We start from the raw sequence: 13,431 nt of genomic DNA, 5'->3' as shown, positions 1-13,431 counted from the left end.
GGCCTTGCCGAGTTCGTTGGCGCGGCGGCGCCTGCAGGTGCACGGCCTTGGTCGCGGTCATCTCGTCCAGCAACTCCGGGCCGTACCCGAAACCCTGTCCGCTGCCGCGCCGCGGATGCGCGGCACCGCCCGGCGCGCCACCGAAGACCGCGTTGATCTTGACGGTGCCGGCCGGCAGGGCGCGCCAGGCCCGCTGGGCATGACTCATCGAGCCGGTGAGCACCGTGGCCGCCAGGCCGTACGGGGAATCGGCCGCGCGGCGCAGCGCCTCGTCGAAGGATTCGGCGACGGCGACCGGCGCGACCGGCCCGAACGTCTCCTCGCGCATCACCGTCATCTCGTCGGTGCAGTCGGCCAGCACGGTCGGGGGATAGAAGGCGACCGGCCCGGCCGGGACCGTCCCGCCGCGGATCACCCGGGCGCCCTGCTTCACCGCCCACCGCACCTGGTCGTCGACGGCGTCGCGCAGCCGCCGGTCGACCAGCGGCCCGAGATCGCCGGCCCACTGGTCGGCCTCGGCGGCCAGGGCGTCGAGGAACGGTTCGAGCACGGCGTGGTGACCGCCGCCGGCCTGGACGTGCCCGGAGCGCTCGCCGACATCCCCGGCGAGACCTGGGACCGGATCGTCGCCGTCGACCTGCTCGCCACCGCCGCGGTGGTCCGCGCCGCGCTGCCGGCGCTCAAGCGCTCGCACGGCGGCGTGGTCACCATCGCCTCCACCCTCGGGATCAGGGCGGTCGGCGACGCCACGGCCTACTGCGCTGCCAAGTTCGGCGTCGTCGGGTTCACCCGGGCGCTCTGCGCCGAACTCGCCGGGCAGGTCAACGTCACGCTGGTGATCCCGGGCGGGATGCGGACCAGATTCTTCGACGACCGCGACGAGCGGTACAAGCCGGGCCCGGACGCGATCCTCGACGACCCGGCGAACGTCGCCGCGGCGATCATGTTCGCGCTCGGCCAGCCCGCCGGCTGCGCCGTCCGCGACTTCGTCATCGCGGCCGAGACGGAGACCTCGTACCCGTGATCCTCGCCCTGCGCGCGCTCGGCGTCGGTGACCTGGCGACCTCCGTGCCGGCGATCCGGGGGGTCCGGGCCGCCTTTCCCGGCGAGACCCTGGCGCTGGCCGCACCGGCCTGGCTGACACCGCTCGTCGATCTGATCGGCGGTGTCGACCGGATAGTGCCCACCGACGGCATCGCACCGCGCCGCCGCCGGCTGGTGGCCAAGGTCGCGGTCAACCTGCACGGCCGCGGCCCGGAGTCACACCGGCTGCTCCAGGCCGCGAAGCCCGCGAAACTCTGGGCGTTCGCGAATGCCGAGGCGGGGCACCTGGACGGTCCGGCCTGGACCGAGGAGGAACACGAGGTGCGCCGCTGGTGCCGGCTGCTGCACCACTACGGCGTCCCCGCCGACCCGTCCGATCTCTCGCTGTCCATCCCGGACGCCCGGGTCCCGGCCGGCGTCACGATCATCCATCCCGGCGCGAAATCGCCGTCGCGCCGCTGGCCGCCGGACCGTTACGCGGCCGTCGCCCGGCAGCTGCGGTCACTGGGTCATCGCGTCGTGATCACCGGTTCCGCTTCCGAGCAGGACCTTGCGGTACGGGTCGCCACCGCCTCCGGGCTGCCCCGCGACGCCGTGTTCTCCACCAGCCTGCGCGAGCTCGCCGGCCTGGTGGCCCACGCGCGGCTGCTGATCAGTGGCGACACCGGGATCGCCCACCTGGCCACCGCGTACGCCACGCCGTCGGTCGTGCTGTTCGGGCCGATGTCCCCGCACCGCTGGGGGCCGCCGGCCGGCCGGCCGCAGCATCGTGCGATCTGGCACGGCACCCGCAGCGAGCCGGGCGACGCCTCCGGCCCCGGCGTGCATCCCGCGCTGCTCGCCATCGAGCCCTCCGAAGTCTGCGCCGAGGCCGGGAACGCGATCGCCTGAGTGGTCAGTTCGGCAGGAACACCGGCCGCACGCAATTGTCCTTCTTGTCCTTGAAGATCTGGTAGCCCTCCGGGGCGTCGTCGAGCGGCATGACGTGCGTGGCGAGGTGCTCGGTGATCAGGTCACCGTCCGCCATCCGCTCGAGCAGCATCGGAATGTAACGCTGCCCGTGCATCTGCGCACCGCGCACGGTGAGGCCCTTGTTCATCATGGCGCCCAGCGGGAACTTGTCGACCATGCCGGCGAAGACGCCGAGGATGAACACCGAGCCGCCCTTGCGGCACGCGTGCACCGCCTCCCGTACGGCGATCGGCCGGTCGCTCTGCAGCCGCAGCCGCTGCTTCAGCTGGTCGTACGCGAACTGCGGGCCGGGGCTGTGCGCCTCCATGCCGACCGCCTCGATGCACACGTCGGGCCCGCGGCCGCCGGAGCGCTCCCGCAGTTCGGTCGCGACGTCGCCGCGCTCGTAGTTGACGGCCTCCGCACCGACGTACTTCTCGACCTGCTGGAGCCGGTAGTCGTACCGGTCGATGACGATCACCCGTTCGGCGCCCAGCAGCAGCGACGCGCGCGCGGCCAGCTGCCCGACCGCCCCGGCACCCCACACCGCGACCACGTCTCCCGGCCGCACGCCACCGAGGTCGGCGCCCATCCAGCCGGTCGCCGCCGAGTCGGAGGCGAACACCGCGCGTTCGTCGCTGACCGCCTCCGGCACGGAGAAGGCCCCCACGTCCGCGAACGGCACCCGGATGTACTCGGCGTGGCTTCCCGCGTTGCCGCCCATCGCGTGCGAGTAACCGAAGCAGCCGCCGGGCGCGTGTCCCCACAGGGTCTCGGTGATCGCCGGGTTGGTGTTGGTGTTGTCGCACAGCGAGTATTCGTCGCGGTCGCAGTACCAGCAGTGTCCGCAGGCGATGAACGACGACACCACCACCCGGTCACCGACCCGATGTCTGCGGACCTCCGGGCCTATCTCGATGATCTCGCCGAGGAATTCGTGGCCGAGCACGTCACCCTGACGCATGAAGGGGATGTAGCCGCCGAGCAGGTGCAGGTCCGATCCGCAGGCCACGGACCTGGTCACCTTCACGATGGCGTCGTGGTCGTTGCGGAGCCCGGGGTCGGGGACCTGTTCGACCGAAAGCTTGTCGACTCCCTGCCAGGTCAGCGCCTTCACAGCAGACCCTCCTCACGGCCGTGCCTGGTGGCGTGTTCCAGGGGTGTGTTCCGGATGGTGCGGCGCGTGGTCGCCGGCGCGTCGGGGAGCAGGACGTCGCCCGTCTCGAGCAGCGACCGGGTCTCCCGGAGGGCGCGGCGGACGGCATACCGCGGGTCGTCGCCGGCGACCCGGTTCCTGATCGTCGCCGCGCCGGCCGGCTCGCCGGCCAGCAGCCGTACGGCGATCTCGGTGCCCCGGTCACCTGGCGCCGGCCGGAACCGGACCTCGACCCCGGACAGGTCGGCCAGCGGTTGCGGCAACCGATCCCCGGTGGTCACCTCGGCGATGTCGCGGTTGACGGTGATGGTGTGCCACCGCTGATGCCTGGCGTCCTCGCGGGCGCCGGCCCGGCGCGGGCTACGCCGGTTCAGCACGGCGCGGGTGGCCACCGCGCCGGCGCCACAGGCGGTGGCGAAGATCAATGTTCGTGCGGCCCGGCCCATCGCCGGTCTCCTCTCATCGGGCATGCCGCGTGGATACCTGCCGGGAGCCCCGTTAAACCCGGGCGGCGCGGCGAGGCTGTCAGATGTTGTGGTTGATCAGGGCCGCGGCGGCCGCGGCGAGGTCGGTGCCGGCCTCGCCCGCCCGGATGCACAGACTCAGGTAGGCGTCGTCGGGGCTGCACCGGTTGTCGGTCCTGATGAGCTCGAGGGCGAGCCGTACCGTGGCGCGGATGCTGAGCGCCTCGGCGTAGCCGGCCACCAGTTCGCGGCCGCCGGCGTCGAGACCGGCAAGGTGCTCGTCGCCGGCGGGGTCCCGATCGGGATGGTCGTGCACCGTGCAGATCCCGGCGATCAGCGGCGTCATCGCGGCGCGGTCGTGGCTGTACAGGTTGAGGGCGGCGACGGCGTCCCCGCGCCCCGCGTACAGGGGGACGGAGACGGACGCGTGCAAGCCCATCCGGGGGGCCGCCTGGTGGAATCCGGGCCACTGCACGGTTGCGCCGGTATTGGGTACGGCGACCGGAACACCCAGGTCGAGGGCCTCGATGCAGGGGCCGGCGTTGTCCGCGTACTGGACCTGGTCGATCTCTGTGATCAGTTCTTCGCTCACCGCCACGGTGGTGTAGGCCTTGCCTCGCAGGGCGGTGACCGACGCGTGACTCGCCGCGGCGACGCGCTCGGCGGCGAGTCCGGCGATGGTCATCAGGAGGGAGTCCACCCGCGGCGAGTAATCCGGAGCGCCCGCCAAGGTGATCATGGCCTCGGCCAGCGGGCCGTGCGGCGGGGGCCGATCGGCGGCGGATGAGGGCGATGCCATGTCTGCCTCGCAGGTCGGTGGCCCCCGGGCGTGCCGGACCGGGGGCCGGACGGTCAGGATCGGGTTCGGCGCGCGGCCTCACGTATCAGATCGCGGGCACGGTCGACGACCGCGAGGGCCGGGCCGGCGACCAGGTTGGCCTTCGCCGATTCGACACCGGGGTGTGGCCGGGTCGGCGCGGCCGCCTCGGCCGCGCGCACCGCCGGAGCCAGGGCGATGAGCCGTTCCGCCGGGATGCCGGCCCGCAGCCGGGGGAACTCGTACCTCTCCTCCTGCCTCGCGTGGGTCAGCACGGCGGTGCGCAGCAGCAGCAACGACGTCTCGAACCCCTCGCTGTCGACGTCGGCATCGAGCAGCGCGTCGAGCGTCTCCTTCGCCTGTCGCTCCTCCTCGAGGCGGTCGTCGATGATCGCGTCGCTGTCGGCGATCGTACGGCTGAGCGGGTGGACAAGCTCCTCCTCGGCCGTCTCGTGCACCGCGAGCAGGCGTACGAGATCTTCAAAGGCCTCCCGCCGCGCGGCGCCGGACGCGCCGATGACCAGGAGGAACTGTTCCTCGATGCGGGCGTGCTGGGTCAGTAACAGGTCGACGACGTCGACGTCCCGGCCCCGGGGGCGTGCGGTGTCGGCGGTCGCGGGCTCAGGCACGGCGGGACCCCTGCCGCGCGCGGAGCGACTCCACCGGATGCGGGCCCTCGGTCTCCAGCCGGTACTCGTCGCCGAACATCTCCCGGTGGGCGTCGATGACGGCCTCGCTCGGCGGCTGCTGGCCGCCGTGGATCTTTTCCTGCATCTCCTCGAACCGTTCGTGTGCCTCCCGGACATATCCCGCGCCCAGCTTGGTGAGGTCGATCTGGGTGGCGAGCAGGTGGCGAAGATATTCCTTGTTGGGCTCGAACTTCAGCGGCTCGGGCAGGCCGGTGTCGCCGACGATCTGCTCCGGTTCCCGGCCGTCGTGGCGGCGCAGCAGGTCGGCGGCCTGCTGCAGGTGTGCCAGTTCCATCTGCAGATGCAGCTCCCAGATGGCCTTGATGCGGGGGTCGGTCTCCTGCTCCATGAAAGACCAGTACAGCCAGCATTCGTTGTACTCGTGCGTGACCAGCCGCTCCCACCAGGTCTCACCGGGGTCCACCAGGGATTCGTAGTGGGTGACGTGCTCCTGCTCGATGAGGCTGATCTCCTGGTACAGCTGCCGGGCGATCGGCTCCATGTACTGCGGGCCGGTGTTCATGTAATAGACCATGACCTGCTGCTCGGCCGACAGGATCGTGAGTGCGTGCAGCTTGGAGCGCGGATCGACGGCGTCCTTGTCGTAGGGGTCGTTGACGTTGTCGAACGGATGCCGGAACTCCGCCACGGTGGGGCGGCCCGGCATCACCTCGGTCACCCCGTTGACGATCTTCTCGGCCTTGCGCCGCTCGACCATCTCGTAGAGGTTCGCGTAGCGGTAGAGGTGGTCGAAGTCCTCCAGCACGCCGAACTCGTAGGCCTGCTTGAGATAGGGGTCCGGCTCGTGCCGGGCCACCCACGCGGTCAGATCGACGGCGACCTGCTCGTAGCCCAGGGTGGTTTCCAGCACGCTGGCCAGCCCGGGAAGCAACCAGTTGACCGCGCGTTGCTGCTGGCTCTCCACGAACCGGGTGTACGCCAGTTGCCGCTTGACGTCGTTGTCCGGGCAGACGCGGGCGAACTGGTGGGAGAACATGATGGCCTCGGCCTCGATGCCGTTCATCGTGATGATCCGGCACCGGGTGTACGGGTCGACCGCCTCCGGGTCGATGGGCTCGACATTCAGCTCGCGCCAGTCGCGCAGCTGCTGGTCCAGGGCGAGCCCTTTGTGATCAAGTGGATTGAACATCGACACTCCTTTGCGGGAACCGCGCGCATACCCGGACCCCTCGGGAGCAAACGCGTTTGCTCCGGGCATCTCCGGGTACCCGGCGCCAGGCCCGCCGGGAAGGAGTGACCATGGCGCAGGATGCCGTGACGCTGATCAAGAACGACCACCGCCTGATGGAACGGCTGTTCGCCCGGCTGAAGGCCGGCACCGGTGACCGGCGCGAACTCGTCACTGAAATCGAGGCGCGCCTGAGCGCCCACGCCCGGGCCGAGGAGGCCGAGGTCTACCCGGTCATCGCCAAGGCGGCGGCGGAGAAGGACGACGTCGAGCACGGCGCCGACGAGCATCTCGAGGCGGAACACAAGCTCCGAAAGGTGCGTAACCTCATTGATTCGCCGCACTTCGACCTGGCGGTCGAGGAGTTCGTCGCCGCCGTCGACCACCACGTGCGGGAGGAGGAGTCGGAACTGCTCCCCGCGCTGCGCAAGGCAACCGACGAACAGACCCTCGAGCGGCTCGGGGCAGCGTTCGAACGGGCCCGCCTCGACGAGCTCGACACGTCAGGCTACGGGACGGCACCCGCGGCCACCGGGACCGGCGAACTCGCCGAGGCCACCCGCGACGAGCTGTACGAGAGGGCCAGGGAGGCCGACATCCCGGGTCGTTCGCGGATGAACAAGGACGACCTCATCGAGGCACTGCGCGAACAGGAATGAGGGTCGCGGGGCAGGCCCCGACCGGGAAAGGACATCGTGGTAAACACCGTACGCGCCAAGATGAGGCACGCCGTTCACGGTTACGCCGGAGGGCAGCGGCCGTTGGAGGGCTACGTCGCGGCGATCGCCGCTTTCGGCGGGTTGGTGGCGGCCCTGTCGGTCGCCGGCCGGGTCGCCGGGCGGCGTGCCCCCGAGCGACCTGCCGTTGCCGACATCGTGCTCGTCTCGATCGCCACGCACAAGCTCAGTCGGCTGCTCGCCAAGGACGCGGTGACGAGCCCGCTGCGCGCGCCCTTCGCCCGGTACTCCGGACCGGCGGGGGATGGGGAGCTGAACGAGGAGGTACGCGACGGAGGCAGCGGCGTGCGGCATGGCATCGGGGAGCTGGTCACCTGCCCGTTCTGCCTCGCGGTATGGGTGGCCACGGGCCTGACCGGCGGTCTGGTCCTGGCGCCGCGGCTGACCAGGCTGGGCGCCACGATGCTGACCGCGACGGCGGTCTCGGACTTTCTGCAGCTCGCCTACGACGCCGCCAAGCGCGGCGCCCAGGGTTGAGGTGTGATCCGAACTCCGGCGGGTAGCCCTCCGGTATGCGAGCCCTGATCATCAACTGCACCCTGAAACCGGCCCCCGAGCCGTCCAACACCGAGGCCCTTGCCCAGGTTGTCGCCGAGGCCCTGGAGAAGCTCGGCGTGACGGTCGACTGGGTCCGTGCCGTCGACCATGACATCAAGCCCGGCGTCGAGAGCGACATGGGACCCGGCGACGACTGGCCGGCCATCCGCGCGAAGATACTGGCCGCGCGAATCCTGATCGTCGCGACGCCCACCTGGGTGGGCAGACCGTCCTCGGTCGCCCAGCGGGTGATCGAGCGCATGGACGCGATGCTGTCCGAAACCGATGACGACGGCCGGCCGGTCGCCTACAACCGGGTGGCCGGCGTGGTGAACACCGGCAACGAGGACGGCGCTCACCACGTGATCTCCGAGATCAGCGGCGCCCTCATGGACATCGGTTTCACCATTCCGGGCCAGGCCTGGACCTACTGGCACCTCGGCCCCGGAGCCGGGCCGGACTACCTGGACGACCAGCGCGGCCACGACTGGGCCGCCAAGACCGGCCGGGCGATGGCCAAGAATCTGGTCACCGTCGCTCAGGCCCTCGCGGCCACACCCCTGCAGGCGCCACCGGAATAGCCGGGCCCGACGGCAGGTTCCGCCCGCTATCGCGCCGACCGCGGTTCGCGGCCGCGCGGCACGTGATGAACAGTTGATCTTCTTGGAGGCTGCCCCGGGTGGCTCGGCGCCGTGCGCCGGGCCGACGTCGGCCCGCCGGCCGCGTCGACCGTTGTTCGTGGCGACGTGGTCGGCAGCAGGGTGCCGAGGCCGGTGAGGGTGACGAGGTGGCGGACGTAGGGCTGCATGCCGGTGATGGTCAGTTCGATGCCGCGGGCTTGGGCGGCGTCGTGTGTTCTTACCAGGGCGGCGAGTCCGGCGGTGTCGATGGCTGGGACGTCGGTGAGGTCGATGACGAGGCGGTTGGTGGTCGGGGTGCGGCGGATCCGGTCGAGCAGGGTTTGCCGGAGGTGGTCGGTGTTGTCGCGGTCGATCTCGCCGGTGATGAGGATGCGGGTTGTTCCGGTGGGTTCGCGGTCGGTGGTGATGGTCGGGTTGGTGTCGGTGCGGGCGGGGTGGTGGCTGGGCCAGGTGGGTGTTTCGTCGGTGAGCATGGCGGTGCGGAGCCGGTCGAGGGTGGCGGTGATGAGGCGGGAGACGTGCATTTGGGAGATGCCGAGGTCGGCGGCGATCTGGGTTTGGGTGCGGTTGCCGTAGTAGCGCTCGATCAGGATGTGGCGTTCGCGAATCTTCAAAAGGGTTCCGGCCGGTGGCCACGACAGGGATCGAGAGCCGCTCAGGGCGCTGGTCGCGGCACGTCAGTTGCTCCCGCGGGGGACGACTCGGTGGTGGGGAGCCGGATGGTGATCGTGGTGCCCACGCCCTCGTGGGAGTCGACGGTGATCGTCCCGCTGTGCCGTTCGACGACGTTTGCCACGATGGCCAGGCCGAGGCCGGTGCCGGGGATGGATTGGCGGGTGGCGTTGCTGGCCCGGAAGAACCGGCTGAACAGGTAGGGCAGGTCTGCGGCCGGGATACCGATGCCGGTGTCCCGGACGGAGAGGACCGCGTCCGGTCCCTCCGTACGGGCCGTGATCGTGACCGTCCCGTCGGCCGGGGTGAACTTCACCGCGTTGGCGACGACGTTGAGGACCGCGCGTTCCACGTGTGCCCGGTCGCCGTGGACCGTGATCGGCTCGGTGGTGTCGCGAATCAGGGTCACGCGGGCCTTGTTGGCGTTCGGCTCGACCACCTGGGTCACGGACTCGATGAGCGACCCCAGGTCGATCGGTTCGCGGGTGAGGGTGAGGCGTCCGGCCTCGATGCGGGACATCAGCAGGAGGTCCTCGATGAGCCGGCGGAGGCGTTCGACGTTGCGATCGATTACCGTGATCATGCGGTCCTGGGCGGAGGTCAGCGGCCCGGCCTCCTTCTCGATGAGGACCTCCAGGTAGCCGGAGACGCTCGTCAGTGGCGTGCGCAGCTCGTGGGAGACGGTGGAGATGAACTCCGACTTGGCGGCGTCGACCTCCCGCAGCCGGGCCACGAGTTCGTTCGCGTGCTCGAACAGCTTGGCCTGGGTCAGAATTCGCCCCAGGTCGGCCGCGAGCATGCTGATCAGGTGCACCTCGTAGGGGCGCCAGGGCGAGCTTCCGTGCCGCTTGAGGACCGTCAGGTACCCGACCGGGTCGGCGCCCTCGCCGAACGCCACCGTGATCACCGGACCGGCCTCGGCCGCACGCAGCGCGGCGCGCTCGGTCTCGGGAGGTTGCGGGCCGCTGTCGGGGGAGGCGACGAACGCGGCGGCCGGGGGCATCGCGAGCCAGTCCACCGGCGTACCGGCCAGCGGTGACGGGTCGCCGGGGGCCTGCGGTGCGCTCCACACCTGGGCCGCGGTGGGCCCGTCCTCGTCCGGGACCAGCCTGATCACCGCGTGATCGGCATCGACCAGTTCGCCGGCGGACCGGGCGGCGGCACTGATGGCATGCTTGCGGGAGAGGTGCTGGCGTACTGCCGCGCTGTGCTCCTGGAAGGCGGCGAACATGTCGCGCTCCGCGTCCGCCTCGTCCGCGGTGGCGTTCACCGCCGCGGCGACGGTGGCGATCTCCGCCGGGGCCTCGGTCAGCGTCACGCGCGCGTCGCGCTCATAGCTGCCGAGCCGGTCGAGGACCCGAACCACCTGGCCGAGCGGGTCCGTGATGCGCCGCGTCGCCGACCGGCCGATCCACACCCCCACCAGCACGCCCAGCACAATCGTGCTGACCATCCCGGTCAACGCGACCGTGTTGAGAATGTCGTTGGTGCGGTTGAGCTTGACCACCTCCGCGGACAGCACGACGTTGATCTGGAGACTGGCGGAGATCACCCGGCGAAACTGCGCGTGCAGCGCGTTGATGGCCAGCTCCGACGGTGGAGATCCCGGCGTCCCGGGGACCAGTGGGTCGGCCAGCGCCCACCAGCGGGTCGCCTGCTCGTCCAGCTCCGCGACTTCTCGGGGGACGTGGTCGGCGGCGGTCGACCGCAGTGCGGCCATCGCGTCGGGATACGCCTGCTTGGCCTGCTCGTACGAAACCAGGTAGCCGCCCCCGCCGGTCAACAGATAGCCGTCCACGCTCGTCTGCGCCCGGATCAGCGGGGTCCGCACCGTGGAGTGGACGGCGCGCACGTCGATGACCTCGCTCAGCGGCCGGCTGATCAGCACGAACGGCGGCACCGCCGCCACCAGACCCGCCAGGCCGGTGACCAGCACCAGCGTGACCAGCGCGCCGAACGCACGGTTCATCATCCGGCCCACGGTGCCCTGGTCGGCGCGGCCGCCGTTGTGCCCGGGGGCCGCCGAGATCACGCCGGCGCCCCGCTCGCCAAGATCTGCCAGCCGGCCTGGTAGCTGGCCATGGCGAATCCTTTCCTCCGATGAGCCCTCAGGCCGCGCCGTCCCTGCCCACACGGGTGGCGCCTCACCTGGTGAGGGTCTTGGCCGAGGACCCCGCCGGCCAGGCAATCCTCCCATCGCCACCCCTGCGCGGGCAGACGAATCGGCTGATCGGCGGGCCTTGGCCGGCAGACGGAAGCGGGCGTCTCTTACGCGGGGGACCGTGGCGGGCTCGGCAGCGGCCGGCCCGGCCGTGAGTAAACTCGGGCCGTTCTTCCCCGCTCAGCGCGGGGCGCTGGTCGATCGTGAGCCGCACCGCGCGACGAGACGTTGCGGACGAGGAAGGGGCCGACATGACCGAACGGGAGAGCGGAACGTACGTCACCGAGGAAGGCTCGTTTCAACGCGACCAGCGCTACCTCACCAGCCGGATCACCGCCGACGGCGCGGACGGCTACCCCGTGGAGCCGGGGCGGTACCGCCTCGTGGTGAGCCGGGCCTGCCCCTGGGCCAACCGGTCGATCATCGTGCGGCGCCTGCTCGGCCTCGAGAACGCCATCTCCATGGGCATCACCGGCCCCACCCACGACAAGAACAGCTGGACGTTCGACCTCGACCCGGGCGGCCGCGACCCGGTGCTGGGCATCGAACGACTCCAGGAGGCGTACTTCGCCAGAGTCCCCGGCTACGAGCGGGGCATCACCGTACCGGCGGTCGTGGACGTGCCGACCGGGCAGGTCGTCACCAACGACTTCCCCCAGATCACCCTCGACTTCAGCACCCAGTGGCGCGCCTACCACCGCCCCGGCGCCCCCGACCTCTACCCCGACGCCCTGCGGGACGAGATCGACCAGGTCAACCGGAGGGTGTACACCGAGGTCAACAACGGGGTGTACCGGTGCGGCTTCGCCGGCAGCCAGGACGCCTACGACGCCGCCTACCAGCGGTTGTTCACCGCGCTCGACTGGCTGTCGGAACGCCTGGCCGACCGGCGGTTCCTGGTCGGCGACACCATCACCGAAGCCGACGTGCGGCTGTTCACCACCCTCGCCCGCTTCGACGCCGTCTACCACGGACACTTCAAGTGCAACCGCGGCAAGCTCACCGAGATGCCGGTCCTCTGGGCGTACGCGCGGGACCTGTTCACCACTCCCGGCTTCGGCGACACCACCGACTTCGCCCACATCAAACAGCACTACTACCTGGTCCACCGCGACATCAACCCCACCGGCATCGTGCCGGCCGGCCCGGACCTGCGGAACTGGCTCGAGCCCCACGGCCGCGAACAGCTCGGCGGGCGCCCGTTCGGCGACGGCACGCCGCCCGGGCCGCCGCTGCCGGACGAGACCGTCCCGCCGGCCCACACGCCGCTCGCGGCAGAGGCGACATAGCCACCCGGCAGTCTCCCGTCGCCCGGCGGTGAGATCGCGGCGGAAGCGGGTAATCAGGTGGGATGGCGCGACCGATCTGGACCGGAGCTGTCACCTTTGGGCTCGTCTCGGTGCCCGTGGCGATGTATTCCGCCACGCGCGAGCACGAGGTCTCCTTCCACCAGTACGAGAAGGGCACCACCGACCGGATCCGCTATCAGCGGGTGAACGAGCGCACCGGCAAGGAGGTCGACTACGGCGACATCGCCAAGGGGACCGACGTCGGTGGCGGCAAGCTGGTCATGCTCGAGCAGGAGGAGCTGGACTCGGTGGCACCCGGGCGGTCCAAGAGCCTGGAGCTGCACGCGTTCGTCGACCTGGAGGAGATCGACCCGATCTTCTACCAGAAGAGCTACTATCTCGCGCCGGGCAGCGAGGAGACCGCCAAGACGTACGCGCTGCTGCGGGACGCGATGGCCAAGGCGCGCCGCGCCGCGATCGGGACCCTGGTGATGCGCGGCAAGGAGTATCTCGCCGCGATCCGGCCGGACGGGAAACTGCTCGTACTGGAGACCATGTACTTCGCCGACGAGGTGCGGGACCCGGCGAAGGAGCTGGACGGGCTGCCCCGCGCCGCGGCCAAGCCGGCCGAGATGAAGATGGCCATACAGCTGATCGACTCCATGTCGGGCAGGTGGAACCCGAAGGACTACCGGGACGGCTACACCGACCGGGTCAACGCGCTGATCAAGGAGAAGAAGGCCGGCAAGGAGATCACCGTCGCGGACCCCGCGCCGGGGGCCACCGACGTCACCGACCTGATGGCGGCGCTGCAGGCCAGTGTCGAGCGCGCCCGCAGCGGCCGCGCGGCCGCCCGCAAGCCCGCCGCCAAGAAGGAGCGTGCCAAGAAGGCCTCGCCCGGGAAGGCTTCCGCGAAGAAGCCGGCCACCGGCAAGAAGACCGCGCCGCGGAAGGCCGCGAAGAAGGCCGCCTGAGCCCGGATCGCCCTCGCGGCGTCACCGGAGTCCCTCGCGGGCTCTCGCCTCGGTGGGTGCGAGGGCGGTGTCGAGCGTGCGCGCGGTGTCGATCAGCGGCACGTGGCTGA

At 70.9% G+C, this 13,431-nt stretch carries 13 protein-coding genes and 2 pseudogenes; 7 read left to right on the top strand and 8 right to left on the bottom strand.

What is annotated here, in order from left to right; all coding sequences use genetic code 11:
- A pseudogene (locus tag AB0F10_RS39160) lies at positions 1-502 on the bottom strand (aldehyde dehydrogenase family protein); the annotation flags it as partial.
- A 51-nt stretch (positions 503-553) separates the two neighbouring features.
- Here AB0F10_RS39160 and AB0F10_RS39155 point away from each other — a divergent pair.
- Positions 554-1,024: pseudogene (locus AB0F10_RS39155) on the top strand (SDR family oxidoreductase); the annotation flags it as partial.
- Positions 1,021-1,935, top strand: coding sequence for a glycosyltransferase family 9 protein (locus AB0F10_RS39150; protein ID WP_360637547.1), 915 nt, complete (start codon positions 1,021-1,023; stop codon positions 1,933-1,935). The pseudogene AB0F10_RS39155 and the gene AB0F10_RS39150, both read left to right, overlap by 4 nt.
- A 4-nt stretch (positions 1,936-1,939) precedes the next feature.
- On the opposite strand, the gene AB0F10_RS39145 is transcribed toward AB0F10_RS39150, so the two are convergent.
- From AB0F10_RS39145 to AB0F10_RS39125, 5 genes are read right to left on the bottom strand one after another with little or no spacing between them, the layout of a single operon-like run.
- Complete coding sequence (locus tag AB0F10_RS39145) at positions 1,940-3,112, bottom strand: zinc-dependent alcohol dehydrogenase (RefSeq protein ID WP_360637544.1); 1,173 nt, start codon at positions 3,110-3,112, stop codon at positions 1,940-1,942.
- A complete protein-coding gene (locus AB0F10_RS39140) occupies positions 3,109-3,621 on the bottom strand; it encodes a hypothetical protein (protein ID WP_360637541.1) in 513 nt (170 codons plus the stop codon). Before AB0F10_RS39140 ends, AB0F10_RS39145 begins: the two co-directional genes overlap by 4 nt.
- Before the next feature lie 55 nt (positions 3,622-3,676).
- Complete coding sequence (locus AB0F10_RS39135; RefSeq protein WP_360637538.1) at positions 3,677-4,414, bottom strand: GAF domain-containing protein; 738 nt, start codon at positions 4,412-4,414, stop codon at positions 3,677-3,679.
- 53 nt (positions 4,415-4,467) lie between these two features.
- The gene (locus AB0F10_RS39130; RefSeq protein ID WP_360637535.1) at positions 4,468-5,061 is read right to left on the bottom strand and encodes a hemerythrin domain-containing protein; all 594 of its coding nucleotides are present in this window, start codon (positions 5,059-5,061) and stop codon (positions 4,468-4,470) included.
- Positions 5,054-6,271: a hypothetical protein gene (locus tag AB0F10_RS39125; protein ID WP_360637532.1), complete on the bottom strand. Its 1,218-nt coding sequence runs from the start codon at positions 6,269-6,271 to the stop codon at positions 5,054-5,056. Before AB0F10_RS39125 ends, AB0F10_RS39130 begins: the two co-directional genes overlap by 8 nt.
- A gap of 110 nt (positions 6,272-6,381) precedes the next feature.
- On the opposite strand from AB0F10_RS39125, the gene AB0F10_RS39120 reads away from it, so the two are divergent.
- The 3 genes from AB0F10_RS39120 to AB0F10_RS39110 are packed head-to-tail and all read left to right on the top strand — an operon-like array spanning position 6,382 to position 8,165.
- A complete protein-coding gene (locus AB0F10_RS39120) occupies positions 6,382-6,969 on the top strand; it encodes a hemerythrin domain-containing protein (RefSeq protein ID WP_360637529.1) in 588 nt (195 codons plus the stop codon).
- 60 nt (positions 6,970-7,029) lie between these two features.
- Positions 7,030-7,524, top strand: a complete 495-nt coding sequence (locus AB0F10_RS39115; RefSeq protein ID WP_360637526.1) for a DUF1360 domain-containing protein — start codon at positions 7,030-7,032, stop codon at positions 7,522-7,524.
- 35 nt (positions 7,525-7,559) lie between these two features.
- Positions 7,560-8,165 (top strand): flavodoxin family protein, encoded by a 606-nt coding sequence (locus AB0F10_RS39110; protein ID WP_360637523.1) that lies wholly within the window; start codon positions 7,560-7,562, stop codon positions 8,163-8,165.
- 26 nt (positions 8,166-8,191) lie between these two features.
- Here the strand turns inward: AB0F10_RS39110 and AB0F10_RS39105 are convergent, their stop codons facing one another.
- Positions 8,192-8,839, bottom strand: coding sequence for an anti-sigma factor antagonist (locus tag AB0F10_RS39105; RefSeq protein WP_360637520.1), 648 nt, complete (start codon positions 8,837-8,839; stop codon positions 8,192-8,194).
- A gap of 41 nt (positions 8,840-8,880) precedes the next feature.
- Positions 8,881-10,929: an ATP-binding protein gene (locus AB0F10_RS39100; RefSeq protein WP_360637518.1), complete on the bottom strand. Its 2,049-nt coding sequence runs from the start codon at positions 10,927-10,929 to the stop codon at positions 8,881-8,883.
- A 380-nt stretch (positions 10,930-11,309) separates the two neighbouring features.
- On the opposite strand from AB0F10_RS39100, the gene AB0F10_RS39095 reads away from it, so the two are divergent.
- Both AB0F10_RS39095 and AB0F10_RS39090 read left to right on the top strand, forming a co-directional pair.
- The gene (locus AB0F10_RS39095) at positions 11,310-12,347 is read left to right on the top strand and encodes a glutathione S-transferase C-terminal domain-containing protein (RefSeq protein WP_360637515.1); all 1,038 of its coding nucleotides are present in this window, start codon (positions 11,310-11,312) and stop codon (positions 12,345-12,347) included.
- Positions 12,348-12,409: 62 nt separating this feature from the next.
- Positions 12,410-13,321, top strand: coding sequence for a Ku protein (locus tag AB0F10_RS39090; protein ID WP_360637512.1), 912 nt, complete (start codon positions 12,410-12,412; stop codon positions 13,319-13,321).
- The last annotated feature ends 110 nt before the right edge of the window (positions 13,322-13,431 follow it).

Source organism: Actinoplanes sp. NPDC026623 (assembly GCF_040638275.1).
Classification (GTDB): Bacteria; Actinomycetota; Actinomycetes; order Mycobacteriales; family Micromonosporaceae; genus Actinoplanes.
The sequence above is the reverse complement of the archived record's forward strand: the minus strand, read 5'-3'. Positions and strand labels throughout refer to the sequence as shown.